This window comes from Maridesulfovibrio spiralis (SeqCode) (assembly GCF_048571135.1).
Taxonomy (GTDB): domain Bacteria; phylum Desulfobacterota; class Desulfovibrionia; order Desulfovibrionales; family Desulfovibrionaceae; genus Maridesulfovibrio; species Maridesulfovibrio spiralis.
Map to the genome: position 1 here is coordinate 1,514,897 of NZ_CP182344.1, position 25,855 is coordinate 1,540,751.

The window sequence follows — 25,855 nt, forward strand, 5'->3', positions numbered from 1 at the left end:
ATATCCCTTCGCAATGATCTTTTTTTTAGCCTCAATTCCACCCATTACAGAAACTCTTTGCTGACAAAAGCCAATTGTCACAGTATTGTAACAGTCACTTTTGGCCGTCCGGCACTAGCTCACCTTAACATTATGCAATATTTCAAAAGCTTAAACCAAAAACAGCCATTTGTAACAAAACTTGACCTAAGTATATTAACGTGCTTGTTACTCCTCTGTTACAAAAAGGTAGTTATATTTTGTTCAAGGTAATCCTCAGGGAGGACTTTTTTGCCTAACAAATCTTTGCATATGAAAATTCTACTCTGGGGCTGGGCCATCATGCTCTGCACCCTGTTGCTGAGTTTCTGGTTCTATTATGGAACAGTAACAGAAGAACTCACCAGCTCCAGTAATCAGAATACCTCCCGCTTGCTGAACTATGTACGTTGGAAAATAAGCCATAGTCCTGTCAAACCCGGAACCCCCCAATTTCAAAATGAAATCAAAGAGCTGGGTTCACATCTCAATATTCGCATTACATATATTAAGAGCGGTAAGGTTCTCGCCGATTCCGGCGTAAAATCAGAACGACTGCCGGAACTGGACGATCACTCCAACCGACCTGAAGTGATTGCCGCCGAAGCCTCCGGAACCGGACAAAACATCCGCTACAGCACCACCTTACAAACCCGCATGCTCTACGTAGCACAGGGAATGGACGCTCATGGGGAATTTCTACGTATGGCAATGCCGTATTCGGTCATCGGAGAAAGACTCGACCGGGTAATGCTCCACCTCACAGTCACGCTTGCCCTGCTCACTTTCGGTGCTGCCATAATCCTCATTTTTGTCGGCCGTCAGACTACCGCCGCAGTCAAAGAAGTTTCTGCCACTGCACAGGCTATCGGGGATGGCGATTACAGTAAGCGTATCCGCATCATTCCGGGTGGGGAATATAAATTGATGGCTGAATCCATCAACACCATGGCCAAAAAGATTCAGGGCCACATTCGCATAATAGAAGACCAGCGCAACCAACTGGACGCCATGTTCGAGAACATGACCGAAGGAATCATGGTCCTCGACCCGAGGGGGAAAATTGAATCGGTCAACAAATCCATGACCGCATTGGTCCCGGATACACAGGAATTTGTCGGCAGAGCACCTCTTGAAGTTCTGACTAAGCATGAAATACAAGACGCGGTAGACAAGATAATAAAACATGACAGCGACAAAGATTCCGTTTCACTCATCGTGGATCTTACAGACGGCCGCTCCATGAGCGTAACAATCTGTTCTTACAAAGACTATAAAGAACGCAGAAAGCTGATCCTTGTATTCCATGATATAAGCGAAGTCAGGCGGGTGGAAAAAGTCCTCCGGGATTTTGTTTCCAATGCATCCCACCAGTTGCGCACCCCGCTGACCAGCATCAAGGGTTATTCTGAAACACTTATAGACAACCCGCCTGATGATCAAAAAATACTGACAAATTTTCTCGGAACTATTCGTGATAACGCCGACCATATGTCCAAGGTTATCACCGGCATGTTCGCACTTGCCCGCAGTGAATATTCAGGGAAAAAATTACGCACCAGACCTACGGACCTGCACAAGTGCATAACCCTGAGCATAGCCAACCTGATCTCAACTGCTGAAAGTAAAGGTATTAATTTAAACCGTGGAAAGCTGCCGCAGGTTAACGTCACCGGAACCAACGAAGGACTGGTCCAGATTTTCGACAATCTTATTGAAAATGCCATTAAATACGCTCCGGATAATACCGAAGTGAACATTCAAGGCGAAATTGTCGATGGCTGCGCAGTAATTAGGGTTGTAGATGAAGGTCCGGGCATTGCTCCCGCTGACAAAGAACGTATTTTCGAAAGATTTTTCAAATTGGATGAGAACGCTGTGGGACATGGCAGTTCCGGTCTGGGACTGGCCCTGTGCCGCAGCCTTGCACGAAACTTCAACGGCGACATCTGGGTGGAAAGCCCGGTTGACGCAGCAACAGGAACCGGATCTTCATTTTGTGTGAAACTCCCGGTAACAGCTGAACAAGCTTCTGAGTCCGTTCAGGATTCACAATAAGGGGATTATCTCTAATGGATATTTACGATCTGTTTTTCTACATGTCCCTGTTTGCAGGGTTCATGATGGCTTTCAACCTCGGCGCAAACGACGTAGCCAACTCCATGGCCTCTGCTGTAGGCGCTAAGGCCATCACAATCCGGCAGGCAGTACTGATCGCAGGGACACTGAACTTTGCAGGTGCGGTCTTCCTCGGCTCGCACGTAACAGCAACAGTAAGTAAGGGAATCATCAACCCGGCAGCGATTGCCGATCCCAAAATCATCATGATCGGCATGTTCTCGGCATTGCTGGCAGCGGGATTATGGGTACTGATATCAACGTTTACCGCCCTGCCGGTATCTTCGACCCACTCCATTGTCGGTGCTATTCTCGGCTTCGGTCTGGTTGCAGGCGGACCTGATGTTGTCAACTGGCTGAAAATGGTCGGCATTGTGATGTCATGGATTATTTCACCGTTCTTTGCAGCCACCATCGCCTTTGCCATCTTCACCCACATCAGGAAAACAATCCTGTTTAAAAAGGATTTTATCAATCAGGCCAAAAAATGGGCTCCCATCTGGATGGGCTTGACAGTTTTGCTGATTTCCCTTTCTTTCTTATATAAGACCCCCATGGGTAAGGATTTAAAGCTGCCCTTCTTGGGTTCACTGGCTCTCGGCTTCGGTATTGCCGCACTGGTCTGGTTTGCCGGACGTCTGGCGATTAATAAGCTTGTAGGCGATCCGGAAGATGGCGCAGAAGCAGTTGAAGCAACTTTCCGTAAGCTTCAGGTCGGCACATCCTGTTACGTAGCCCTCTCTCAGGGTGCAAACGACGTTGCCAACGCCATCGGCCCGGTAGCTGCTATTTACCTAATCTCCAAGGAACATGTTCTGCTTGCCAAAGCGGATGTTCCTATGGGACTCTTGGTAATGGGTGGACTCGGTATTGCGATTGGTATTTCGCTTATGGGCCACAAGGTCATGGGTACTGTTGGTGAAAAAATCACAGTCCTGACCAACACACGCGGGTTTGCTGTCGACTTCGGTGCCGCTTCGACCGTACTCACAGCCTCCAACCTCGGCCTGCCAGTATCTTCCACCCACGCCGCAGTCGGCGCAGTTGTTGGTGTTGGTCTCGCAAGAGGCTTCTCAGCCGTCAACTTTAAAATTCTCGGAAGAATCGTGCTCTACTGGGTACTGACAGTACCCATTGCCGCGATCACAAGTATAACAATTTTCAGCCTGCTTAAATGGGCTTTCATTTAGATAACACAAGGAGAACACTATGCACTTTCGTCTTCCTTTCTTAGGTCTTATAGTCAACAAGAACCCTATGGACGGGCTGGTCAAACACTACAACAAAATCGCTGAGTGTATTCACATCATCAATGATTCCGTTGAGTGTTATGTTGCCGGAAACGACACCTGCCGCGAATTCACCGAACTGATCGAACAGATCGACACAGTTGAAGGACAGGCAGACAAAATCAAGCGTTCCATCCGCAACCATCTGCCCCACTCCATGTTCATGGCCGTGGATAAGGTTCTGTTCTTTAACTACACCCGCAGTCAGGACAACATTCTGGACAACGCTCAGGAAGCCCTGCACTGGCTGGCTATGCGCAAGGTATCCATCCCCGCAGAATACCAGAAGGACCTGATCCTGCTGCTCTCCGAGGTTAACGACACCACAACCAGCCTCGGCCCCGCACTCAAGGCAACCATCGCCCTGAATGAAGGTAAATCCATCGACCGCGAAGGAACCAAGAACAAGTTCCGCAAAGTGCGTAAACACTACGCACGCTCCATGGAACTGCGCAGAGAACTCTCCAAGCGCATTTACAATTCCGACATGGACTTCAAAGACATCTACCAGCTCATGCACTTCGTTGACTGCCTGAACGAAATGGCACATCAGGCTGAAACATGCGCTGACATGCTCCGCGCTATGATCGCACGATAAATAACAAGCCGACATAGAATAAAAACAAAGCCCCTCCTGCGAACACCGGTTTGCAGGAGGGGCTTTGCTATAAGGGAGGAAGATTACTTAATGAACAATAGTTTTAGAAAAATAATTAATGACACAGACTCCGGACAGAATCAGGCCCATACCCAGAACAGCGGGCAGGTCTGGAGTCTGTCCGTACAGGAAAATACCCATAAGTGTTACCAGAACAATTCCCAGCCCACACCAAATGGCATAAGCAACGCCTACCGGCATAGTTTTAAGAACCAGTGAAAAGAAATAAAAAGTTGCCACATACCCGACAATCACAATCAGGCTGGGGATCAACTTGGTAAAGCCTTCTGAAGCTTTTAAAGCACTGGTCGCCACAACTTCAAATACAATTGCTATGATAAGATTAACATAAGCGGTCATACTATCTCATTTCCTTATTCATTATAAATCACAACAGAGCCTGCAGGCTCCGCTTACCCACATCCGTTACACTACAGATTTTTTGATCTATTCCATCTGCTGTTGTAATATTTGTCTGCCGGGACTCAAGCAGCCCCTTTAGGGTAAATGCATATAAATATTCATTTAAAAGTTCTGGAGTAAAAAAAGACTCCCCTTCATACTCTTGAACTAAAAGCTCAAAAAGATCATCCGAGGCAATACGTCCTTTTTCATTAACAATCTGAAGCAGTCTTATTTTCACCGGTTGTTTCAACTTTAACTCACTAATTCGTCAACATAATTATTCCTGTGAAAAATATGACCTACTATTTAAAATTAGACAAATTAATCGTTTTTATATAATCTATAAAAATGGCTAATCGAAATAGATTGGGGCAACTCCCCCCGGACGTCTTGCGCTCCTTTATACTCGTTGCAGATACCGGCAGCTTCACCCAGGCTGCCAAACTTGTATTTCGCACTCAGGCTGCAGTCAGTCTGCAAATCAAACGGTTGGAAGCAGAACTTGGTTATGATCTCTTTATACGTGAAGGTAGAAAGGCCACACTGACCCCGAAAGGGGAAATTCTATATGGCTATGCCCGAAAGATACTTGATTTATATGATGAAGCAGTAGCGTCCACCGTTCAACCGGAGCTGAGCGGGGTAGTGCGCATAGGAGCACCGGATGACTATGCCGCCCAGCATCTGCCGGAAGCACTGAAGCGATTTGCCAGTTCACATCCCATGGTTCAAGTTGAAGTACTCTGCGATGACACCCATAATCTTAATCCCATGCTTACCGACGGTTCACTGGACCTGCTGATAAAAGCCGAAGGGAAAAGCTCGGACAATTCAATTCCCCTTGAGCTGGTATGGATCATGTCTGAATATTTCACTCCCTCGAATCATGACGTATTGCCGCTGGCCATGTATCACCAGAGCTGCTGTTATTGCCACCATGCTTTGCAGGCTCTGGAAGGAAATTCTCAAAAAAATAAAGTTGTATACCGTAGCCCGAGCCTTGCCGGGGTAACAGCTGCAGTCAAAGCAGGAATCGCCATTGCACCGGTAACTAAAGATACACAGGTCGAAGGATGCCGCCATGCCTTACCAATGGATGGACTGCCTGCCATTGCACCAGTCCACCTCACTCTGCACTATCCTCCCGGTCGCTGCTCCAAGGTAGTATCTTCATTTGCTGAATTCATCAGCAGTGAGATGGGATTGGAAAATTTAAAAGGCTAACACAGCTCAGTGCGCTTGATCTTCCCACTTGAGGTCTTAGGCAGCTCATCGCGGAATTCAATGCTGCGCACAATGACGATAGGGCCAAGTTCGCGACGGACCTGCTCTTTCAGTTCGCGGTGCAGATCGTCAGACTCAACCACCCCATGATTGAGGGTCACATAAGCCTTGGCAACCTGCCCTTTGATCTTGTCCGCAACGCCAACCACAACCGCTTCCGCAACCTGTGCATGGCGGGTCAAAGCGCATTCAACCTCTGCGGTTCCGATACGATGTCCTGAAATATTAAGCACGTCATCGGCCCGTCCCTGAATCCAGAAGTAACCGTCTTCATCCTTGCGGGCCACATCCCCGGCATAGAACATGCCCGGTATGCGCTTCCAATAGTGGTCCATGACCTCCTGACGGTCGCCGATCACATCAACGAACATTGCCGGCCACGGCTTCTTGATAACCAGAAAGCCACCCTTGCCGTCAGGCACAGGATTGCCGTCTGCGTCCACCACATCGGCATCAATACCGGGTAGAGGACGGGTTACCGAACCGGGCTTGAGCACCGATACAGGCATGGGGCTGATCATGATCATTCCGGTCTCGGTCTGCCACCATGTATCCAACACAGGACATTGGCCTTTGCCGATGTTCTCATACATCCAAAGCCATGCTTCAGGATTGAAAGGCTCACCCACAGCACCGAGAATACGCAGGGAAGAAAGGTCATGCTGCTCCGGATAACGAGGCCCGAAACGCATCAGGGTCCTGACCTGGGTCGGCGAGGTGTAGAAAATTGTAACCCCGTATTTTGAAACAATATTCCAGACGCGGTCGGCCTGCGGGTAGAGGGAATGCCCCTCATACATTACAGTAGTCGTTCCGGCCAGAAGCGGGCCGTAGACAAGATAACTGTGCCCGGTAATCCAGCCAGGATCAGCGGAACACCAAAAAATATCAGTGGGCTTGAGGTCGAATACCCATTTGAATGTGCGCTGCACACCGACCATGTATCCGCCGTGGGAATGGACCAGCCCCTTGGATTTACCGGTAGTCCCGGAAGTATGCAGTATGAACAGGGGATCGTCGGCGGCCATTATCTCCGCCGGAGCATGGGGACGCTCATGGCGGACCAGATCCTCGTACCAGCAGTCACGGGCGGAATCCATGTTCACGTCCACGTTGGCCCGATGCACGACCACAACAGACTCAAGTGCTTCTGCCGGATCATCTAGCAGCGCGCGGTCCACCTCTTCCTTCAAACGGATGACCTGTCCGTTGCGGTAAAAGCCATCCACGGTGACCACAACACGGGGATTTACTTCACGGACACGTTCACGCAGCAAACGGGCGGAAAAACCGGAAAAGACCAGCGAATGCACCGCACCGATACGGGCACAGGCCAGCATGGCGATTACGGTTTCGGGAAGCTGCGGCATGTAGAGTACAACCCGATCTCCCTTGCCTACTCCCAAGCCCTTAAGACCGTTGGCAAAACGGTTAACGGCCCGGTAAAGCTCGAAATATGTAAACTGGCGGGAATCGCCCGGCTCACCTTCCCAGATCAATGCCAGACGGTTCTTGTTGACGGTCTCTATATGGCGGTCAAGGGCATTATAAACAATGTTGCAGCGCGCGCCCCTGAACCAGCGGTAATTAGGCGCATCGGAAATATCACAGACCTGCTCCCATTTGGTAAACCAATCCAGTTCTTCAGCGGCTTCTTCCCAATAAGAACAGAGATCCACATCCGCCAGTTCCCGCGCAGCGCGCAGATCCTGCGGATTGACTCCGGCCTCGATAAGCATCTGAGGCAAAGGCCGGAAAACCCTCTCTTCGTGCAACAGGCTGTCCAGTGTTTCTTTATGATCCACAGAGACCTCCTTTATTTAAAACCGCCAAACACACCTCGATATTTAAAACATGCTTCTTCCCTAAAACGGGTCTTCCTATTCTAGGGATACACACCGGTAAGAGGCAATTCATCCCATATTCGGCAAACGGCACATGAGTATCGGTAAACGGTATGCTCATCATCACATCCCCAGAATCTGCTTGAGTTTGCTGATCCGTCTGCGGCTGATGGGCAGCTCGATCCTTGTTCGCCCGGCAGTGCGCAACATAAAGTTACTACCCGGCAGTGAGGCTATCTCAGTAACCATTTCCAAATTAACCAAATATTTGCGGTGTACTCTGAAAAAACGGTGCGGCCCGAGACGTTCTTCAAGATTCTTTAAGCGGTGGGAGGTGAGAAATTTCTGGTTGGCAGTGTGCACGTAAGAGTAGTCTTCGTAAGCCTCAACAAAAATGATCTGAGTGTAAGGGATGAGTATCATGCGCCCATCCTGGTTGACCGGAAGCTTTTCTATCTCCGGTTGTCGGGTCTGCGAAAAATCCCATGCATTTTTGAGGGCGGAAAGAAATTTGTCCTGCTCATCTTCACCAAGGGAAAGCTGCAGGGTTTCCTCGCCGGTCTCCACCCCGGTTCCTGACTCTTTCCAATCGGAAGGTTCGGGAATTTCCCGGAAATGACTTTTGAAGCGTGAGATACGCTCAAGGGTCTTCTCCATACGCTCTTCTTCAGGCGGCCAGATCAAATAATCAAGAGCACCCAGCTCAAAAGCTTCGTAAGCCCTTGTTTCATCACCCGCTATAAAGATCAGCCCCGGTTTATGCTTACTTCCGCCGAGAGCCTGTGCCAGCTCAGCCCCGCTTATTCCTTCCTCAAAGTCAAAACCCAGAAAAATAATCCCGTACCCCACACTCTTATGCAGTTCCAACGCTTCATCTGCGTTTACTGTTTCGCCAAGAACACGCACCAGATCGACCCCGCGCAGAGCTTTTCGGATTGCAGCACGGACCTCGGCGTCCGAATGAAGGATTAAGCTTTTAAGACTTGGCACGACCACTCCAGAATCTACATTAATTCAATTATTCTAGGGATAGCTTGAATCCCTTCCAACTGCAACCCTCTATTCCCTTTCAATAACTTATCCTTTATCACACTATTTAAGTATGGTACTCAACCAGCTGAATTTAAAATTTTTTATACACATAGCAAAAAGACTCTTGACTTAAACGAGAACTATTACTAGTTTTATGAGCAAGAGGTGCACATGAAAATAGGACAAAGAAGATCAAAACAGAGAGAACTCATACTTGAGGAGCTCAAAGGATTGACCTGCCATCCCACTGCGGATGAACTATATGAGCGGGTTCGTAAAAGATTACCCAACATCAGTCTTGGTACCGTATACCGTAACCTCGAATTACTTGCAGAAAACGGTATCATTCTTAAGCTCGAGACTGGTGGAAAAAACAGATTTGACGGCCACGCAGAGCCGCACCCCCACATTCGGTGCATGCAGTGCGGAAAAGTGGACGATGTCATGGAAGAAGTAATAGCCCCCGCGATAGGCGAAACTGCGGCGCGTGGTTATGACGTAAAAGGATGCTCAATTGAGTACTTCGGATTATGCCCGGAGTGCTTAAATAAAGTACATTAATATTTAAATAGCATCTTCATATAATACTAATGCTTAAATATGGAGATGTTATTTTTTGCCTAAATAACCTGACAGCGGCGTTATTAACTGCTAAATATTGCACTACCAATTTCGATTACTACCGAATACACGCATCAGCGTGAGAAGGAGAAACTCATGTCCCAACTTAAAGGTTCCAGAACTGAAAAAAATATCCTGACCGCATTTGCAGGCGAGTCTCAGGCCCGTAACCGCTACACTTACTTCGCTTCCAAAGCGAAAAAAGAAGGATACGTACAGATTTCCAAAGTTTTCGAAGAAACTGCAAATCAGGAAAAAGAACACGCTAAAAGACTGTTCAAACTTCTTGAAGGCGGCGAAGTGGAAGTTACCGCTGCATTCCCGGCCGGCGTTATCGGTTCCACCATCGAAAACCTCAAGGAAGCTGCCGGCGGCGAAAGACATGAATGGGAAGAAATGTACCCCGAATTCGCTAAGATTGCAGAAGAAGAAGGCTTCAAATCCATTGCAGCCGTTTTCCGTGCAATTGCCATAGCAGAAGAATTTCACGAAAAAAGATATCTTGCTCTTGCCAAGAACATTGAAGACGATAAAGTATTTAAGAAAGACACCTCCATCATCTGGCAGTGTCAGAACTGTGGATACACCCATGAAGGTGATTCTGCACCGCATAAATGCCCTGCATGTGACCATCCTCAGGCACATTTTCAGGTAGTTTGTGAAAACTGGTAGTCGATAACCTTAACCAAGTGGAGATTTAGAGATGGCTGAACTGTACGAAGTTTATAAATGTGAAGGTTGCGGTAATATTACTATGGTTCTTCATGCCGGTCCCGGTAACCTCGCCTGCTGTGGTTCTGATATGATCCTCATGGCTGAAAACACCGTTGACGCAGCTAAAGAAAAGCACGTTCCCGTTATCGAAAAAATCGAAGGCGGCTACAAGGTAAAAGTCGGCGACGTTGCCCACCCCATGATCGAAAAGCACTGGATCGAATGGATTGAGCTTGTTTGTGGAAATGAGCGTTTTTTCAAGCAGCTTAATGCCGGTGAAGAACCCGAAGCTGAATTCTGCGTAAAATCAGAAGGCCCGGTAACTGCACGCGCATACTGTAACCTGCACGGCCTCTGGAAGGCATAAGACAGGAACAAGAATATGGCTGAACCTAAAGATATGTACCAGTGTCAGATGAGTAACTGCGGTTACATCTACAACCCTGACAAAGGCGACCGCAAAAGCAAGACTCCCAAAGGGACTTCGTTTGCCGACCTGCCTGAAGACTGGAAATGCCCTGTATGCGGCGCAAGTAAAAAAGCTTTCAAACCGTTGGGCTAAATAACTTTAATACGGAGATATAGAAATGAAATACGTATGTACAATTTGCGGCTGGGTTTACGACCCGGCTGAAGGCGATCCTGATGGCGGAATTGCACCCGGTACCAAATTCGAAGACATTCCCGATGATTGGGAATGCCCTGTCTGCGGCGCAGGCAAGGACGATTTCGAGCCTGAAGATTAATTATTCCGGGATCTCCCGGATATGAATAAAAAAAACACACAGAAAGCCGGGCCTGCCCCGGCTTTCTGCGCATCAAACACCAACCAGAAAATATATTAGGAATAACAAAGTGAGACCTGTTGAAATCAAAGAAGGCGTACACTGGATCGGAGTGGTAGACTGGAACTGCCGTAATTTTCACGGCTATGCACGCTCCGCTAACGGCACCACCTACAATGCTTTTTACATTGAAGACGAAAAAAAAGTTCTAGTGGATACAGTATCCAAAGGATCTGAAAGCCAGTTCATATGCTCCCTCTCCCACCTGACCAAGCCAGAAGAAATCGACTACATCGTGGTCAACCACCTCGAACCCGACCACGCAGGCTGCCTCGCTAAAATGGTTGAACTTTGCAAGCCTGAAAAAATCTTTGTTTCCGTAATGGGCGGCAAAGCACTGAAAACTTTCTTCGACTGCGAAGACTGGCCTGTTCACGTTGTTAAGCCCGGTGAAGAAGTCTCCATCGGTAAACGCACCCTGCGTTTCTACGAAACCCGCATGCTGCACTGGCCTGACAATATGTTCACCTTCGTCCCCGAAGACAAACTGCTCTTCACCAGTGACGCTTTCGGCCAGAACATCGCAGCCAGTGAACGCTGGGTTGATGAAATGAGCAAAGAAATGGTCGAAGACCACATGCAGCAGTACTTCGCCAACATCATCACCCCTTATTCCTCCAAGGTAATTAAAACCCTTGAAACTTTCGCCGGCCTCAACCTTGACGTAGACATGATCTGCCCTGACCACGGCCTCATGTACCGCGGTGATGATTGTGCTTTCGCCCTTGAAAAATACATGGAGTACGCAAATCAGACTCCTAAAAACAAGGCCACCCTTTTCTACGATACCATGTGGAGCTCCACCGAGCGCATGATCAACGCTGTTGCTTCCGGTCTGGTTTCTGAAGGCATCTCCGTTAAGGTCATGTCCGTTAAGGCAAACCACCACAGTGATATCATGAGCGAAGTTTTTGACTCCGCTGCCATTGTTATCGGTTCCCCGACCCACAACAACGGCATTCTGCCCGGTATGGCTGATGCACTGACCTACGTAAAAGGTCTGCGTCCCAAAGATAAAATCGGTGCATGTGTCGGTTCCTTCGGTTGGTCCGGCGAATGCGTTAACATTCTCAACGAATGGCTTGAAAAAATGGGTTGCGACATTATCGATCCTAAAATCAAAGCCAAGAACCGTCCTGACCACGACGCCCTGAAAGAATGCTTTCAGCTTGGTGTAGCCATTGCTGCTGCCATCAAGGAAAAAACCGGTAAATAAGACCTTCTCCCGGGCAGATTTGTTCTGCCCGGGAGTTTTGCCTTTTAATAAAAACTAATTCACAAAGCCTTTCCTTTTATGTTATCAAGATATTGAAAATGTAAAAATAGGAACCCGTTACACTAGTATCGATAATAGTTTTTTTTAGCGATAATCTTCAAATGGAGGTTCGCAATGGCTGTCGGACGCAGAATAAAAAAAGAAGTCATGGAGACTCTGGCAAGTGAAAACTGGGAAACAGGGTTTGAAACCCTGATGGAAAAGTATTCCATGCAGAGCCTTGTTTCTCCACTTTTCTCGTCACTTTGTGCGCCCACGGTAATTGTCCGCTGGCACGGAATAACCTGCTTCGGCAAGGTGATTTCCCGAATGGTGGAAGAAGACGCACCGAAGGCACGAATCGTCATGCGCAGGATCATGTGGATGCTTAATGAAGAATCCGGCGGGTGCGCCTGGGGCGTACCTGAAGCCATGGGTGAAATTTCTGCGGTAAACGAAACAATGGGGGCTGAATATGGAAAAATCCTGCTCAGCTACAGCCATGAGGACGAAAAAGGCCCGGAAAACTATCTTGAATTCCCGACCCTGCTCAGGGGAGCGGTCTGGGGAGTTGCCCGGCTGGCGCAGGACCGCCCGCAAATAGCGGCTCAGGCCACAGAAGATATGATCCGTTTTCTTTCCTTCCCCGACCCGGTGATACAGGGAACGGCCTGCTGGGCTTTGGGAGGACTGAAAGCTGCCGAGTCCGTTAAAAAGCTTGAAGCTTTGGCGGATAATGATACTGTTATAGATATTTACAAGGACTCTTCATTGCAGTCTGTAACGGTGGGAAGGCTGGCTCAGGAAGCTCTGGAAAAAATTTCAGGGAACTAACTCAACAACTTGAACAAGGAGAGGAATGATGGATGTTCTGATGCTGTCAAGGCTGCAATTTGCCATGGCAACAATGTTCCACTTCATTTTCGTACCGCTCACACTGGGGCTTTCCATCATGGTCGCCATCATGGAAACCATGTACGTGCGCACTAAAAAAGACATTTACCTGCGCATGACTAAATTCTGGGGAAAGCTGTTCGTCATTAACTTTGTTCTCGGAATCGTGACCGGAATCACTCTTGAATTCCAGTTCGGAACCAACTGGTCCCGCTATTCCGAATATGTAGGTGACATTTTCGGGTCGCTGCTGGCCATTGAAGCCACTGTCGCCTTTTTCATGGAATCGACATTTCTCGCTGCATGGATTTTCGGCTGGAAAAAACTTTCCCCCAAAATGCACGCAGCCTGTATCTGGATTGTGGCTATCGCCTCTAATATTTCTGCAGTATGGATCATCCTTGCCAACGGCTGGATGCAGAACCCGGTTGGTTATGTAATCAGAAACGGTCGCGCAGAACTGGATAATTTCACAGAAGTTATCACCAACCCCTTCGCATGGGGCCAGTTCCTGCATAACGGCTTTGCCGCATTCATGGTCGCCAGCTTCTTCGTCATGGGCATCAGTGCCTACCATCTGCTGCGCAAGAACGAAGTTGAATTCTTCAGCAAGTCTTTTAAAATGGGCCTGATCGTGGCTTTCATCTTCTCCATTCTTGTTGCCGCTCAGGGACATCACCATGCCCAGACCGTTGCCAAGATGCAGCCTGAAAAACTGGCCGCCATGGAAGCTCTCTGGGAGACAGCACCCGACGGAGCCCCCATGTACCTGCTGGCCGTGCCGGATGAAAAGAACGAGAGAAACTCCATTGAACTTTTCGGTATCCCCGGCGCACTCAGCTTCCTCGCCTTCAACGATTTTAACGCTCCTGTGAAAGGTCTCAAGGAATGGCCCAAGGAAGACCGTCCTCCGGTAACCATTACCTTCCTTGCTTTCCGTATCATGGTCGGACTGGGAACCGTATTCCCGCTCCTGTGCATCTGGGGTTGGATAAAGCGCAAAGAACTCATGGAAAACAAGCTCTACCTGCGCATCATGCTGTTCGCTATTCCCCTTCCCTACATAGCCATCTGGGCTGGCTGGGCTGTTGCCGAGGTTGGACGCCAGCCGTGGATCGTATACGGCATCATGAAGACATCCGATGCAGTCTCTCACATTGCCACAAGTCAGGTTGCGTTCTCATTCATTGCCCTGACCACATTGTACACCATCCTCGGTGCGTGTGAAATTTACCTGCTGGCGAGATTCGCCCGTAGAGGCCCTGAACCTGAAAAGGCTTAATAAGCTGTAAAACAAGGAGAATATTATGTTAGAAACCATATGGTTCTTGTTGTGGGGCTTACTCTGGGCCATCTACTTCATGCTCGACGGGTATGATCTGGGTCTGGGTTCCGTGATGCCCTTTCTGGCTAAAGATGAAAAAGACAGAAAAGCAATATACAAATCTATCGGCCCCTTCTGGGACGGCAACGAAGTATGGCTCATCACCGCTGGTGGTGTAACCTTCGCCGCATTCCCCAAGGCCTACGCAGTAATGTTCAGCGGTCTCTACACTGCGCTCATGCTGCTGCTCATCGCACTTATCATTCGCGGTGTTGCCTTTGAATTCAGGGGACTGGTTGAAAGCGAATGGGCTCGCAAATTGTGGGATAAAGCAATGGTTGTCGGCAGCCTCCTGCCCGGACTGCTGCTCGGCGTTGCCTTTGCAAACAACTTCATGGGCATCCCCATTGATGAAAACGGCATTTTTCAGGGTAACCTGTTCACCCTGCTCAACCCCTACGGTCTCGGCGGCGGTATCCTTTTTGTACTGCTTTTCGCCCAGCATGGCTGCCTCTGGCTTGCCGTACGCACCGAAGGAGAGCTTAATGCCCGGGCCGGCAACCTTGCAGCAACCATCTGGCCGGTTCTTGCTGCGGTTTATGTTGCATTTCTGGCCCTTACCGGGGTATACACTCAGCTGCTCAGCAACTTCCTGGCCTACCCGGCCCTGATGCTGATCCTGTTGATCCCGATCTTTGCAATCGTCAAGGTCCGTACCCTTATCGCAGCACGCAAGTGGTGGAAAGCATGGGCCTGCTCCGCAGTTCTCATCGTTTCCACTACCATGTTCGGCGTGATCGGACTGTTCCCGGCACTGCTGCCTTCCAGCATCAATCCGGCATACTCCATCACCATCCACAATGCTGCTTCAAGCCAGCTGACCCTGAAAATCATGCTGACTGTTGCATTGATCATGGTCCCCATCGTCATCGGTTACCAGGTCTGGATGCATAAGGTATTCGGAACCAAGATCACCGACGAAGATCTGGGCTACTAAACACAAGATCCCAATTATGGAGAACAACCCAAATGTCTAACAAAGTTCTTGAAAAAGCACTCAATGAACAGCTCAATGCTGAAATGTACTCTGCATACCTCTACCTTTCCATGTCCGCTTACTTCAGCGACATCGGACTGGACGGCTTCGCCAACTGGATGCGTGTACAGGCCAAGGAAGAACAGTTCCATGCAATGAAGTTCTATGATTACATCAATGAACGCGGCGGCCGTGTTCTCCTTACCGCCATCGAAGGCCCCAAAACCGAATGGGAATCCCCGCTGGCCTGCATTGAAGCAGTGCTTGAACACGAACAGCATGTAACTTCTCTGGTTAACAACCTCGTTGACCTCGCAATTCAGGAGAGAGACCATGCAACCAACATCTTCCTGCAGTGGTTCGTAACCGAGCAGGTTGAGGAAGAAGACAGCGTAAACGCAGTACTGAACAAGCTCCGCCTGCTCAACGGTGAAGGCAACGGCATGTTCATCCTCGACAAGGAACTGAGCACCCGCGTATTCAACGCACCCGCTGAATAGTTCCCGCCTTACGCAAGACGAAAATAAGCCCCCCGGTACAGATGTACCGGGGGCTTTGTTTTTTGAGAGAGACTAAATATATTTAAGCCAGTCTTTAGTACTGAAAATTAACTGTAGCCTGCGCGGCAGTTGCAAAAATTTCTGAAGCCTGACTCTGGTAGGCCCGGACTCCGGCCATCTGCCTCGCTGAGAAACTCCTGCCTTGAGGTTCTGAATCCCTGGCGTTATTCTCGTTTTCTTTGGTGTTCACACCGGTAATCTGCGCTGCCTTCTGCTGCGCCTGTTCCTCTTCTTCCGGAGAAACTACACCGTCTTTATCTAAGTCCTTTTCTTCTTCATCCTCTTCCTTGCGGAAGAAATTCTTTTGAAACTCGGACAAAGCCTCAGAGAAAACGCCATTTCCGCCTTCACCCTGATCTTCGGTCTTCAGAAGATCAGCCGCATCGTTCGAAACCTTATCGTCTTCATCGGAATCGAGCATGTTGGATGCAACTTCATCCAACCCGCCAGTCTCGAACCCGACCATATTTTTGGAATCCGCATTTGGACTTTCCGCGGAAGATTCTGCCGCCTGCTGCATCTCAACAACAAGCTTGCCGAATTCCCCTTTTTCCTTATGCAATTTCTCCAGCACAGCCTGCATTTCTGCAGGTGTGACCATGTTATTGCCGTCGGCATCAAACTTTGAAAACTCTTCTTTGCTCAGCCCAAACTCTTCAAGACTAAGGATGCCATTACTATCCTTATCCTTCGAAATCATTAACGTATCTAGAAAATCGCTTTGCTGCTGTTTCTCTAGAATTCCTGATTCATCAGGAGCAAAATCCGCATTAACCTGCGACAGTTCAGGGCTATCAATTCCTGAAAGGCTCATCCTAATACTCCTAGTTTATTAGCACGGGAAGAATGGAAGTTATTGCCCGCTAGAAACGCACTAAGAAAAGTTAAGCAATTATCATTCCCATAATTATGCAAATTAATATTGGTTAAGCATCTACAAACTCAATCGAAGGAGACCGACAGCCAAAAATTTACGTATGGATATATCCTCCACTTTCCCTGTAGTACAGGAATGCTACCACTGCCTCGTTCCACTCTGATAATTTCATGGGACAACGCAACAAACAGGAGAAAAACAATGGCTAAAAAAATTCTTATGATCGTCGGTGACTTTGTGGAAGACTACGAAGTAATGGTTCCTTTTCAGGCTTTGCAGGCCATGGGCTTTGAAGTGGATGCAATCTGCCCGGACAAGAAAGCAGGCGAACAGGTAGCCACCGCTGTGCACGACTTTGAAGCGCACCAGACCTATCTGGAACGTCCCGGACACAATTTTACCCTCAACGCCGACTTTGACAGCGTTAAAACCGGAGATTATGCTGCTCTGGTGGTTCCCGGAGGCAGGGCTCCCGAATATCTGCGCCTTAATGAAGATGTTCTCGGTATTGTCCGTGACTTCTCTGACCGCCCCATCGCCGCAATCTGCCACGGACCTCAGCTCCTCGCCGCAGCAGGAGTACTTGAAGACAAGAAAGTATCAGCCTACCCGGCATGCAGCCCTGAAGTTAAGCTTGCCGGCGGTGAATACGTTGAAATAGACCTTGATGATGCAATTTGTGACGGCAATCTCATAACCGCTCCCGCATGGCCCGCTCATCCCAAATGGTTGCGCCTGCTGGTTGAGCAGATCGGATAATCCGGACAACCGGGAACACTGATCGGCGGGAGGCAAATCCACGAGGCTATCCATGTGTGAAATATATGCTTCCACCCCGCCGCAGGAATATGAACAGGTCAACCGCTCCATCAGGATAAACGGAGCTGTGACCAGCATTCGCATTGAGCGAAGGTTTTGGAATATTCTGGATGAACTGGCAGCCGAAGAGCAAACCAGCACCGGTAAATTCATTTCCACGCTTCATACCGAAGCGTACAGCATGAACGGTGAGATATCCAACTTTGCGTCACTGCTCCGTGTGGTCTGCACCACCTATCTTGCAAATAAAAATTCCTGACCCCGCCCTTAATAAAAACAAAAAGCCCGCCTTAAAGACGGGCTTTTTTATGGACACTCGTTGACACGTTTTTTTAATCTGTATACATCAAATGCATATTGATTTTTGATAACATCCTAATGAACACCACTCAAAATCTAATTCTGAGGTAATCATGAACAAACCCCTTTCTGCTCTACTAACCTTGCTCATCACCATTTGCATTTCCCTGCCCGCAACGGCGGGAACGCGGACCATTACTGATATGGCCGGACGCACGGTGGAAATCCCGGCAAAAGTGGAAAGAGTTATCTGTTCCGGTCCGGGCTGCCTCAGATACCTGACCTACCTGCAAGGGCAGGACATGATTGTCGGCGTTGATTCCATTGAACACCGCAAAACCAGATTCGATGCCCGGCCCTACGCCATCGCGAATCCGCAATTCAAAAATATGCCGTTGATCGGTGAATTCCGTGGTCACGACAACCCGGAACTGATCCTCGGCCTGGAACCGCAGCCGCAGGTTATCTTCAAGACATACAAGGATATGGGCTACGACCCGGACGAACTTCAGGCCAAAACCGGGATTCCGGTCATCTGCCTATCCTACGCCAGCCTCGCCGCGAAACGGGATGTTATCTACAAATCACTGCAACTCATGGGTGAAGTTATCGGCAAGGAGAAAAGAGCCAAGGAAGTCTTCGATTTTATGGAAAAAGAAATCACCGACTTACAGAATAGAACCGCAAATATCCCCAAAGAACAGCGTAAGACCTGCTACGTAGGCGGCATTGCCAAAAAAGGCCCGCACGGATTCCAGTCAACCGAACCGGCTTACCCCCCGTTCCGTTTTGTTAATGCCATGAACGTAGCCTGCCCGCCCAAAAGCAAAGGAAAGCCCCTGCAGCATGCCAATGTTTCCAAGGAACAGATCGTGGCCTGGAACCCGGAGATTCTATTTGTAGATATCTCGACCTCTCAGCTGGGCGAAAATGCCGGGGCCATCTACGAAATCAAGACCGATCCCGCATACCAGTCACTGGACGCTGTCTCCTCCGGAGAGGTATATACCGTGCTGCCATACAACTGGTATTCCCGGAACTACGGTTCCATCATCGCGGACGCATACTACGTAGGCAAAGTGCTCTATCCTTCTAAATTTCAGGACATAGACCCCGAAGCAAAGGCTGATGAAATTTACACCTTCATGGTCGGCGAACCTGTGCTGCAAACCATGGAAAAAGCATTCAGTGTCAAAGGTTTTCATAAAATGGAGCTGAACTAGCCTATGCATTTTGATGACGGTCAGATTCCCGCAGAATACTCCCTCCACATCAGGCGGAAGTTTTTATTTATCGTAGCAGGTTTGTTTGCAGCCGGGATTATGCTGATAACCTCCATCGGCATGGGGCCGGTATCTATTTCGGGACTGGAAACCCTGCTGACCCTGCTGGGCGACACGGTCTCCAAAAGATATGACCTGATCATCTGGAACATAAGACTTCCGCAAGCCCTGACCGCTCTGGCCGCAGGGGCTGGTCTCTCTGTGGCCGGAGCTGTCATGCAGGCTATCCTGCGCAATCCGCTCGGTTCCCCTTTCACTCTGGGAATCTCCCATGCTGCAGCTTTCGGTGCCGCCGTATCAGTCATGCTGCTTGATCTTGGAACCATGGCCAGTTCCAATGTGGGGGCGGTAACCATCAACTCCCCCTACCTGACCACCATGGTAGCTTTCGGGTTCAGCCTGATCGCCACTTTTGCAATCATCGCTATTTCACGCACTCGTAGAGCCACCCCTGAAGTGATGGTCCTGACCGGGGTGGCACTGGGCGCACTCTTCACTGCCGGAACCATGTTCCTGCAATATTTCGCTGATGACGTGCAGCTGGCAGCAATGGTCTTCTGGACTTTCGGGGACGTTGCCCGGGCCACATGGACCGAACTGGCTATCATCACAGCGGTGACTGTAGTCGCTTACATCTGGTTCACGGCAAATCGCTGGAATTTCAATGCCATTGAGGCCGGGGATGAGACCGCCAAGGGTTTAGGCGTCAAGGTGGAGCAGGTCCGCATGACCGGAATGCTGCTCGCCTCACTGGTTACGGCGGTCATTGTATCTTTCCTCGGCATCATCGGCTTTGTGGGGCTGGTCTGTCCGCATATGGTCCGGCGCATGATCGGTGATGATTACCGTTTCCTGCTTCCGGCTTCCTGCATTGTCGGTGCGGTACTGCTGCTGGCGGCTGACACTGCGGCCCGGCTCATGCTGGCTCCCAACGTACTGCCCGTCTCGGTGCTGACCGCCTTTCTCGGCGCTCCGGTTTTCATCTGGCTGATCATCAGGGGGAATAAATGAACATCAAGGTAAACGGCATAAATTTCAGCTACCACGGAACCCCGGTTCTTGAATCTGTCGATTTCTCTGTGGATCAGGGGGAACTGCTGGCTATCCTCGGTCCCAACGGTGCGGGCAAGACGACCCTGCTCAAATGCATGAATGCAATCCACAGACCCGCCAGAGGTTCAGTTCTGGTCAAGGACAAAGACGTTTTCAAGCTCGCTTCGGACGATATAGCCCGGCTGATCGGCTATGTTCCGCAACGGGTGGAGCCTGCCCGGTTAACCGTCTTCGATGCCGTACTCATGGGCCGCAAACCGCACATCAAATGGCGGGTCCGCGATCACGATATCCGTATAGTAGACGCCGCGCTTAAACGGCTTTCCCTTAACCATCTTTCCCTGCGCTACATCGACCTGCTCAGCGGCGGTGAATTGCAAAAAGTCAGCATTGCCCGCGCGCTGGTGCAGGAGCCGGACGTGCTGCTGCTTGATGAGCCGACCAGTTCTCTTGATCTCAAAAACCAGCTGGAAATCCTGCGAACGGTCCGGGCGGTTGTCAAAGGACACAAGGTATCGGCAATTATGACCATGCATGACCTGAACACCGCCCTGCGTTACGCGGACAAATTCATTTTCCTTAAAAACGGAACCGTCTGCGGCTGCGGAGGAAAAACCTGCGTCAGCCCGGAAATAATTGAACAAGTCTACGGCGTTGAAGTGGAAATCGAAATGCGTAAAGGCTGCCCGGTTATCCATCCCGTTGAAGATCTAGAAGCACTGGATTACGAACACGAACATTCTCATGGGCATATTCATGAAGTGAGGCAGTAAATGACCACATATTTTTCAGAAGACCAAATCAACCAAACAATTGAATTTCATGGACACCAGTGTCCGGGGCTGGCAATCGGCATCCGGGCGGCGGAACTCTGCTTACGCGAACTGGGGCATAACAACGACTCATCCATTGTCGCCATTTGCGAAACCGACATGTGCGGCGTAGACGCCATCCAATTTCTGACCGGATGTTCCGTGGGTAAAGGCAACCTGATCCTTAAGGATCACGGTAAGATGGCCTTTACTTTTTATCGCCACAATGACGGAAAAGGACTGCGGGCCATGCTGAATCCCGGCTTTATCAACGAACTGCGCGCTGAAATGGGCAGACTCATGGGCCTCTCCGATCCGACTGCTGAAGAAAAGCAACAATGCACCAAGGTCCGCGCTGAATGCGAAAAAGAGTATTACGAAGCCAGACTTGAAGACATGTTTATGGTGGAAGAACCGCAAATCCGCATGCCCCGCCCGGCGGCCATATTGCAATCACTGACCTGTGAGGATTGCGGGGAAATGCATATGGAATCCCGCTCCCGAAGATTCGGGGGACGGACGCTCTGCCTGCCCTGCTTCGCCAAGGTAGAACAGAAGATTTAAAACAAAGCGGGCCTAAGTCATAATGACCGAGGCCCGCTTTGTTATTAGGTGTGCTGTGATTTAAGCCGGATTCTTAACTTTGTAGAACATAGTATAAAGCACCGGAACTACCAGCAGGGTCAACACGGTGGCAAAGGCCAGACCGGCCATGATGGTTACAGCCATTGCTGAAAAGAAGGCATCGGTAACCAACGGGAGCATACCGAGAATGGTTGTCCCGGCAGCCATTGCTACAGGTCGAATACGGCTCAGGGCCGAATCGACAACCGCGCGGTACGGTTCCTTGCCTTCTGCCAGCTCAATGTTGATCTGATCAAGCAGTACTATGGCGTTCTTGATCAGCATCCCCGAAAGGGAAAGGAAACCGAGCAGAGCCATAAAGCCGAAGGGTTCCCCGGTTGCCAGCAGACCGCAGCTGACCCCGATGATGGACAACGGCACGGTCAGCCAGATGATGGCCGGAATTCGCAGATTATTGAAGAGCATTACAGTAGCAATGATCATAATCAGGAACGGACCTCCAAGGCTGGCAGCGAGGCTGGTCTGGGCATCCCTTGAATCCTCGAATTCCCCGCCCCACTCCATAGTGTATCCTGCCGGAATTTTCATGCCCTCAATCTGCGGACGAAGCTCTTTAAAGAGTACGGAAGGCAGTCCGGCAATCGGCTCGCAGGACGCGGTAATGGTCAGCATACGGTTACGGGTCTGTAACTTGCCCGGCTCAATGTGGGTATCAAAGCCGGAAACCACTTCTTCAACCGGAATCATGCGCCCGGCAACAGGGCTGAACAACTGCACATCACCGATCTGGGAAACATCAAGCCGTTCCCGTGCCGGGGGACGGGCCACGATGGGCAACAGCTTATCCCCTTCCCGGTAAACACCTATATTGGTTCCGGTAAAGAACATATTCATAGCCTTGGCAAGGTCGGGACGGGTAATACCTGCAATTTTGGCCTGCGCTTCCATGATTACCGGGCTGAGAACTTTTACGTCCTGCCGCCAATCATCGCGGATGGATTCAGCATGTCCGGTGGTAAGCATGATCTGTTGTGCTTCACGGGAAAGCTCGCGCAGAACCTTGGTATCGGGACCGCTGAAACGTACCTCGATGGAAGCGGCACGGCCGGGGCCGAGCTTGAACTTCTTCACCTTGGCTTCAGCCTGCGGATAATATTCATTCACATACTTCTTATAGCGGGCCATGACTTCACCGGTGGTCTCGTAATCCTTAACTTCCACCAGCAGAAGGCCATATGAAGAAGCTGTCTTTTCCGGGGAATAAGTCAGGATGAAACGGGGCGCACCCTGTCCGGTGAAAGTAGACACGTTCTTGACCTGTTCATCCTTGAGGATAACCCCGGCAAGTTCGTTCACATCCTCTGCCGTGGCCCGTATATCAGTGCCTTGAGGCAGCCAGTAATGGATGTAGAAACGCGGCTGGGTGGAATCCGGAAAGAAACTCTGCTTAACAAACCCGAATCCATAGATTGACCCGGCCAGCATGACCACCAGAGTCACCATGGTCAGCACCCTGTGCTTCAGGCAGTACTCAAGAATTGAGCGATACACACGAAACAGGACGCCGCCATAAGGATCAGCCTCTGCGCTGACCTTCGGATGCAGGAACATTTCACAGAGCAAAGGGGTGACTGTAACAGCAGTAACCCAGCTCATCATCAATGAAATAAACAGAACAATAAACAGGGAGCGGCAGAACTCACCGACTTTGTCAGGACTTAGCCCGATTCCGGCAAAAGCCATGATGGCGATAATTGTACCGCCAAGCAGGGGCCATTTACTCTGCTCAACAACATCCACTGCGGCCTGAATACGGTCCATACCCTTCTGGTAACGGATCAGTACCCCCTCGATAACCACAATGGCGTTATCCACCAGCATACCCAGCGCAATGATCAAAGCACCGAGCGAAATACGCTCCAGGGCAACCCCGGCCATCTGGATAAAGATAAATGAGCCGCAGATTGTGATCAGCAGAATGGCCCCGATCAGCAGGCCGGACTGCATACCCATAAAAAGCAACAAAACAATGATAACGATAGCCACGGCCTCAGCGAGGTTTATGACAAAGGAATTAACCGCGTTATCAACCCTGCTGGGCTGGAAGTAGACTTCCTCCACATTAATGCCAACTGGGGTCTGGCCCTGCAATTGCTGCAATTTAGCATTGATGGCATCACCCAGTTCCACAACGTTGGCCGCCGGGTTCCCGGCAATGCCGATGGCTACGGCGTTCTTTCCGTTAAAGGACATAATCTGTGACGGCGGGCTCTGGTAACCGCGATGAATTTCAGCCACATCGCGCAGAGGAACAAGCCTGCCTGAACCGTCACGAATAAACAGGTCACCAAGGTCTTCAACTGACTCCACCCCGCCGGACGGAGATATCTCGATATATTCACGACCTACTTTGACATTACCGGATTTGACCACGAGGTTGCGGTTGGAGAGGGTTTTGTAGACAGAATCAAGGGACACGCCCAGCTGGGACATCCTCGCCCGTGAAATCTCCACAAATACCGTTTCCTGCTGCTCCCCCCAGACCGTAATCTTGGCAACGTTATCAACCAGCAGAAGCTGTTTACGCAGGAAAGTCACATAGTCCTGTAAATCCTGCTGCGAGTAACCGTCACCGGTTATCGAGAGCAGGATACCGTAAACATCACTAAAATCGTCGATAACAAGGGAAGGCCCTGCCCCGGGGGGAAGAGAGGACTGGGCATCACCGACTTTGCGGCGGAGTTCATCCCAGACCTGGGGCAGGGTTTCCTTATCATATTGGTCCTGAACTTCTACAGTGACAATGGACTGTCCCCGGTTGGAAATAGAAGTTACTTTCTTGAGCTGTTTGAGTTGCTGGGCCGCCCCTTCGATAACGTCAGTGACCTCATCGGCCATTTCAGCAGGCGTTGCACCGGGGTAGTTAGTAACGACCAATGCTTCCTTGATGGTAAATTCAGGATCCTCAAGACGGGGCATATCCAGAAAGGCTTTCACCCCGCCGAGGAAGAATACAATTGTCAGGACCAATGAAACAGTTTTCTTTTCAATGGTCAGCCGTGCAAGACTCATCCGCGACTCCCGATTCTACCCTTGAGAATTTTAACTTCCTGCCCCTCACGTAAATAGTGGGCACCGGAGACGACCACCTGCTCACCGGACCGGATGCCTTCACGGACCTCAAAATTGGCATTCACAATCCGGCCCACCTGAACGGTACGCTTTTTCACCGCACCATTATCATAAATCCAGACGAACTTATCCTGATCCGGGTAACCGACTACAGCAGAAATGGGCACAGAAACAAAGTTCACACCTTTTTGTTCCGGCATGCTGGCCACAACTTCGGCAGTCATACCCGGATGGATGGACAAACCGTCGGGGTTTTCCATTTTCAGGGTTACTTCGTAAGTCTGTGTCTCTACATTGGCCTTGGTCTGAAATTCCTTGATATCCAGTTTGAATTCCTGACCGGGATAGGTCTCGAACTTTGCGCGGGCTTTGAAATTCTGGCTGTCTTTCTTGATAATTCCACGCACCCAGATGTTTTCCGGCACATCAACAACCACATCAAGGGCTGAAGTGTCTTCGAGCTGGACAATAGGTTCCTTGGCCTGAACGAACTCATGGTTTTCAACAGATTTAACCGCGATAGTCCCGCTAAAAGGTGCTTCAAGACGGGTGTACTGCAGGTTCAGCTTGGCCCGGCGTAATTCCTGAATCAGGGAATTCACCGTTGCCCGGCTACTTTCAAAAGTACTCTGGGCGGAGTCATAAGCGGACTGGGCTACGGTATCAGAGGCCAGCAGCTCCGCATTGCGGTCATAATTCAGCTTGGCCTCATTCATCACCGAACGGGCTCCGATCAGCTTTGCTTCAAGGTTCGCAATGGAGGCTTGAAAATCACGCTGGTCCAATACGGCGATGACCTGTCCTTTTTTGACAAAATCCCCTTCCTTGACGTTGAACCGCTCAATCTGCCCGGACACACGGAAAGCCAGAGTCGCCTCACGTGTTGCTTTTACCTTACCGGGAAATTTCCGCAGTTCAGGTGCATTCCGGTCTGATATTTTCATAACCCGAACCGGGCGCACGGGCTGTTCAACAAGAACTTCCTCTTTGCACCCCGGTAAAAGCATCATTGTTAAAATAAGAAATATTAGTTTGTTACGCATGGTTTCCCCCCTTGCTTATGTTTATGAAAACATCAATCAATCAGTTGATTAATT

The 25,855-nt window shown here is 49.8% G+C and carries 27 protein-coding genes; 20 read left to right on the top strand and 7 right to left on the bottom strand.

Going from position 1 to position 25,855, the window contains the following annotated elements:
• The first annotated feature begins 270 nt into the window (after positions 1-270).
• Genes ACNI29_RS06790 through ACNI29_RS06800 form a run of 3 tightly spaced genes read left to right on the top strand, consistent with a single transcriptional unit; the run spans position 271 to position 4,023 of the window.
• Positions 271-2,076 (top strand): ATP-binding protein, encoded by a 1,806-nt coding sequence (locus ACNI29_RS06790; RefSeq protein ID WP_419781448.1) that lies wholly within the window; start codon positions 271-273, stop codon positions 2,074-2,076.
• Between the two features lie 14 nt (positions 2,077-2,090).
• The gene (locus ACNI29_RS06795) at positions 2,091-3,326 is read left to right on the top strand and encodes an inorganic phosphate transporter (protein WP_419781449.1); all 1,236 of its coding nucleotides are present in this window, start codon (positions 2,091-2,093) and stop codon (positions 3,324-3,326) included.
• Positions 3,327-3,345: 19 nt separating this feature from the next.
• A complete protein-coding gene (locus tag ACNI29_RS06800) occupies positions 3,346-4,023 on the top strand; it encodes a DUF47 domain-containing protein (RefSeq protein WP_419781450.1) in 678 nt (225 codons plus the stop codon).
• Positions 4,024-4,110: 87 nt separating this feature from the next.
• Here the strand turns inward: ACNI29_RS06800 and ACNI29_RS06805 are convergent, their stop codons facing one another.
• Both ACNI29_RS06805 and ACNI29_RS06810 read right to left on the bottom strand, forming a co-directional pair.
• Positions 4,111-4,443 (bottom strand): DMT family transporter, encoded by a 333-nt coding sequence (locus ACNI29_RS06805; protein WP_419781451.1) that lies wholly within the window; start codon positions 4,441-4,443, stop codon positions 4,111-4,113.
• Positions 4,444-4,471: 28 nt separating this feature from the next.
• Complete coding sequence (locus ACNI29_RS06810) at positions 4,472-4,738, bottom strand: hypothetical protein (protein WP_419781452.1); 267 nt, start codon at positions 4,736-4,738, stop codon at positions 4,472-4,474.
• Positions 4,739-4,836: 98 nt separating this feature from the next.
• On the opposite strand from ACNI29_RS06810, the gene ACNI29_RS06815 reads away from it, so the two are divergent.
• Positions 4,837-5,712 (top strand): LysR family transcriptional regulator, encoded by an 876-nt coding sequence (locus ACNI29_RS06815; protein ID WP_419781453.1) that lies wholly within the window; start codon positions 4,837-4,839, stop codon positions 5,710-5,712.
• Here ACNI29_RS06815 and acs read toward each other — a convergent pair.
• Both acs and ACNI29_RS06825 read right to left on the bottom strand, forming a co-directional pair.
• A complete protein-coding gene (gene acs / locus ACNI29_RS06820; RefSeq protein WP_419781454.1) occupies positions 5,709-7,577 on the bottom strand; it encodes an acetate--CoA ligase in 1,869 nt (622 codons plus the stop codon). The genes ACNI29_RS06815 and acs overlap by 4 nt on opposite strands.
• 162 nt (positions 7,578-7,739) lie before the next feature.
• The gene (locus ACNI29_RS06825; protein WP_419781455.1) at positions 7,740-8,606 is read right to left on the bottom strand and encodes a LytR/AlgR family response regulator transcription factor; all 867 of its coding nucleotides are present in this window, start codon (positions 8,604-8,606) and stop codon (positions 7,740-7,742) included.
• Positions 8,607-8,819: 213 nt separating this feature from the next.
• Between ACNI29_RS06825 and ACNI29_RS06830 the strand changes: the two genes are divergently transcribed.
• The 10 genes from ACNI29_RS06830 (at position 8,820) to ACNI29_RS06875 (ending at position 15,837) form a co-directional block, all read left to right on the top strand.
• Positions 8,820-9,209: a Fur family transcriptional regulator gene (locus ACNI29_RS06830; protein ID WP_419781456.1), complete on the top strand. Its 390-nt coding sequence runs from the start codon at positions 8,820-8,822 to the stop codon at positions 9,207-9,209.
• Positions 9,210-9,365: 156 nt separating this feature from the next.
• Complete coding sequence (rbr, locus tag ACNI29_RS06835; RefSeq protein ID WP_419781457.1) at positions 9,366-9,941, top strand: rubrerythrin; 576 nt, start codon at positions 9,366-9,368, stop codon at positions 9,939-9,941.
• Between the two features lie 31 nt (positions 9,942-9,972).
• Positions 9,973-10,350, top strand: coding sequence for a desulfoferrodoxin (locus tag ACNI29_RS06840; RefSeq protein ID WP_419781458.1), 378 nt, complete (start codon positions 9,973-9,975; stop codon positions 10,348-10,350).
• A gap of 15 nt (positions 10,351-10,365) precedes the next feature.
• On the top strand, positions 10,366-10,545 hold the full coding sequence (locus ACNI29_RS06845) for a rubredoxin (protein ID WP_419781459.1): 180 nt from the start codon (positions 10,366-10,368) through the stop codon (positions 10,543-10,545).
• A gap of 25 nt (positions 10,546-10,570) precedes the next feature.
• Positions 10,571-10,729, top strand: a complete 159-nt coding sequence (gene rd / locus ACNI29_RS06850; RefSeq protein WP_319777514.1) for a rubredoxin — start codon at positions 10,571-10,573, stop codon at positions 10,727-10,729.
• A gap of 109 nt (positions 10,730-10,838) precedes the next feature.
• The gene (locus ACNI29_RS06855) at positions 10,839-12,044 is read left to right on the top strand and encodes an FprA family A-type flavoprotein (RefSeq protein ID WP_419781460.1); all 1,206 of its coding nucleotides are present in this window, start codon (positions 10,839-10,841) and stop codon (positions 12,042-12,044) included.
• A gap of 174 nt (positions 12,045-12,218) precedes the next feature.
• Complete coding sequence (locus ACNI29_RS06860; protein ID WP_419781461.1) at positions 12,219-12,917, top strand: DVU0298 family protein; 699 nt, start codon at positions 12,219-12,221, stop codon at positions 12,915-12,917.
• 28 nt (positions 12,918-12,945) lie between these two features.
• Positions 12,946-14,259, top strand: a complete 1,314-nt coding sequence (locus tag ACNI29_RS06865) for a cytochrome ubiquinol oxidase subunit I (RefSeq protein ID WP_419781462.1) — start codon at positions 12,946-12,948, stop codon at positions 14,257-14,259.
• Positions 14,260-14,284: 25 nt separating this feature from the next.
• Positions 14,285-15,298 (top strand): cytochrome d ubiquinol oxidase subunit II, encoded by a 1,014-nt coding sequence (gene cydB / locus ACNI29_RS06870; RefSeq protein ID WP_419781463.1) that lies wholly within the window; start codon positions 14,285-14,287, stop codon positions 15,296-15,298.
• 32 nt (positions 15,299-15,330) lie between these two features.
• The gene (locus ACNI29_RS06875) at positions 15,331-15,837 is read left to right on the top strand and encodes a ferritin (protein WP_419781464.1); all 507 of its coding nucleotides are present in this window, start codon (positions 15,331-15,333) and stop codon (positions 15,835-15,837) included.
• Positions 15,838-15,931: 94 nt separating this feature from the next.
• Here ACNI29_RS06875 and ACNI29_RS06880 read toward each other — a convergent pair whose 3' ends face one another.
• Complete coding sequence (locus ACNI29_RS06880) at positions 15,932-16,711, bottom strand: hypothetical protein (RefSeq protein ID WP_419781465.1); 780 nt, start codon at positions 16,709-16,711, stop codon at positions 15,932-15,934.
• A gap of 264 nt (positions 16,712-16,975) precedes the next feature.
• Here ACNI29_RS06880 and ACNI29_RS06885 point away from each other — a divergent pair, with 264 nt between their 5' ends.
• The 6 genes from ACNI29_RS06885 (at position 16,976) to ACNI29_RS06910 (ending at position 21,605) form a co-directional block, all read left to right on the top strand.
• Positions 16,976-17,533: a DJ-1/PfpI family protein gene (locus ACNI29_RS06885; RefSeq protein WP_419781466.1), complete on the top strand. Its 558-nt coding sequence runs from the start codon at positions 16,976-16,978 to the stop codon at positions 17,531-17,533.
• Positions 17,534-17,585: 52 nt separating this feature from the next.
• Positions 17,586-17,852, top strand: coding sequence for a ribbon-helix-helix domain-containing protein (locus ACNI29_RS06890; RefSeq protein WP_419781467.1), 267 nt, complete (start codon positions 17,586-17,588; stop codon positions 17,850-17,852).
• Positions 17,853-18,006: 154 nt separating this feature from the next.
• A complete protein-coding gene (locus tag ACNI29_RS06895; RefSeq protein ID WP_419781468.1) occupies positions 18,007-19,116 on the top strand; it encodes an iron ABC transporter substrate-binding protein in 1,110 nt (369 codons plus the stop codon).
• Positions 19,117-19,119: 3 nt separating this feature from the next.
• Positions 19,120-20,187, top strand: a complete 1,068-nt coding sequence (locus tag ACNI29_RS06900; RefSeq protein ID WP_419781469.1) for a FecCD family ABC transporter permease — start codon at positions 19,120-19,122, stop codon at positions 20,185-20,187.
• Positions 20,184-21,002: an ABC transporter ATP-binding protein gene (locus ACNI29_RS06905; protein WP_419781470.1), complete on the top strand. Its 819-nt coding sequence runs from the start codon at positions 20,184-20,186 to the stop codon at positions 21,000-21,002. Before ACNI29_RS06900 ends, ACNI29_RS06905 begins: the two co-directional genes overlap by 4 nt.
• Positions 21,003-21,605 (top strand): FmdE family protein, encoded by a 603-nt coding sequence (locus ACNI29_RS06910; protein WP_419781471.1) that lies wholly within the window; start codon positions 21,003-21,005, stop codon positions 21,603-21,605. It abuts the gene before it with no gap.
• A gap of 60 nt (positions 21,606-21,665) precedes the next feature.
• Here ACNI29_RS06910 and ACNI29_RS06915 read toward each other — a convergent pair whose 3' ends face one another.
• Positions 21,666-24,698 (bottom strand): efflux RND transporter permease subunit, encoded by a 3,033-nt coding sequence (locus tag ACNI29_RS06915; RefSeq protein WP_419781472.1) that lies wholly within the window; start codon positions 24,696-24,698, stop codon positions 21,666-21,668.
• Positions 24,695-25,801 (bottom strand): efflux RND transporter periplasmic adaptor subunit, encoded by a 1,107-nt coding sequence (locus ACNI29_RS06920; protein WP_419781473.1) that lies wholly within the window; start codon positions 25,799-25,801, stop codon positions 24,695-24,697. Before ACNI29_RS06920 ends, ACNI29_RS06915 begins: the two co-directional genes overlap by 4 nt.
• Between the last annotated feature and the right edge of the window lie 54 nt (positions 25,802-25,855).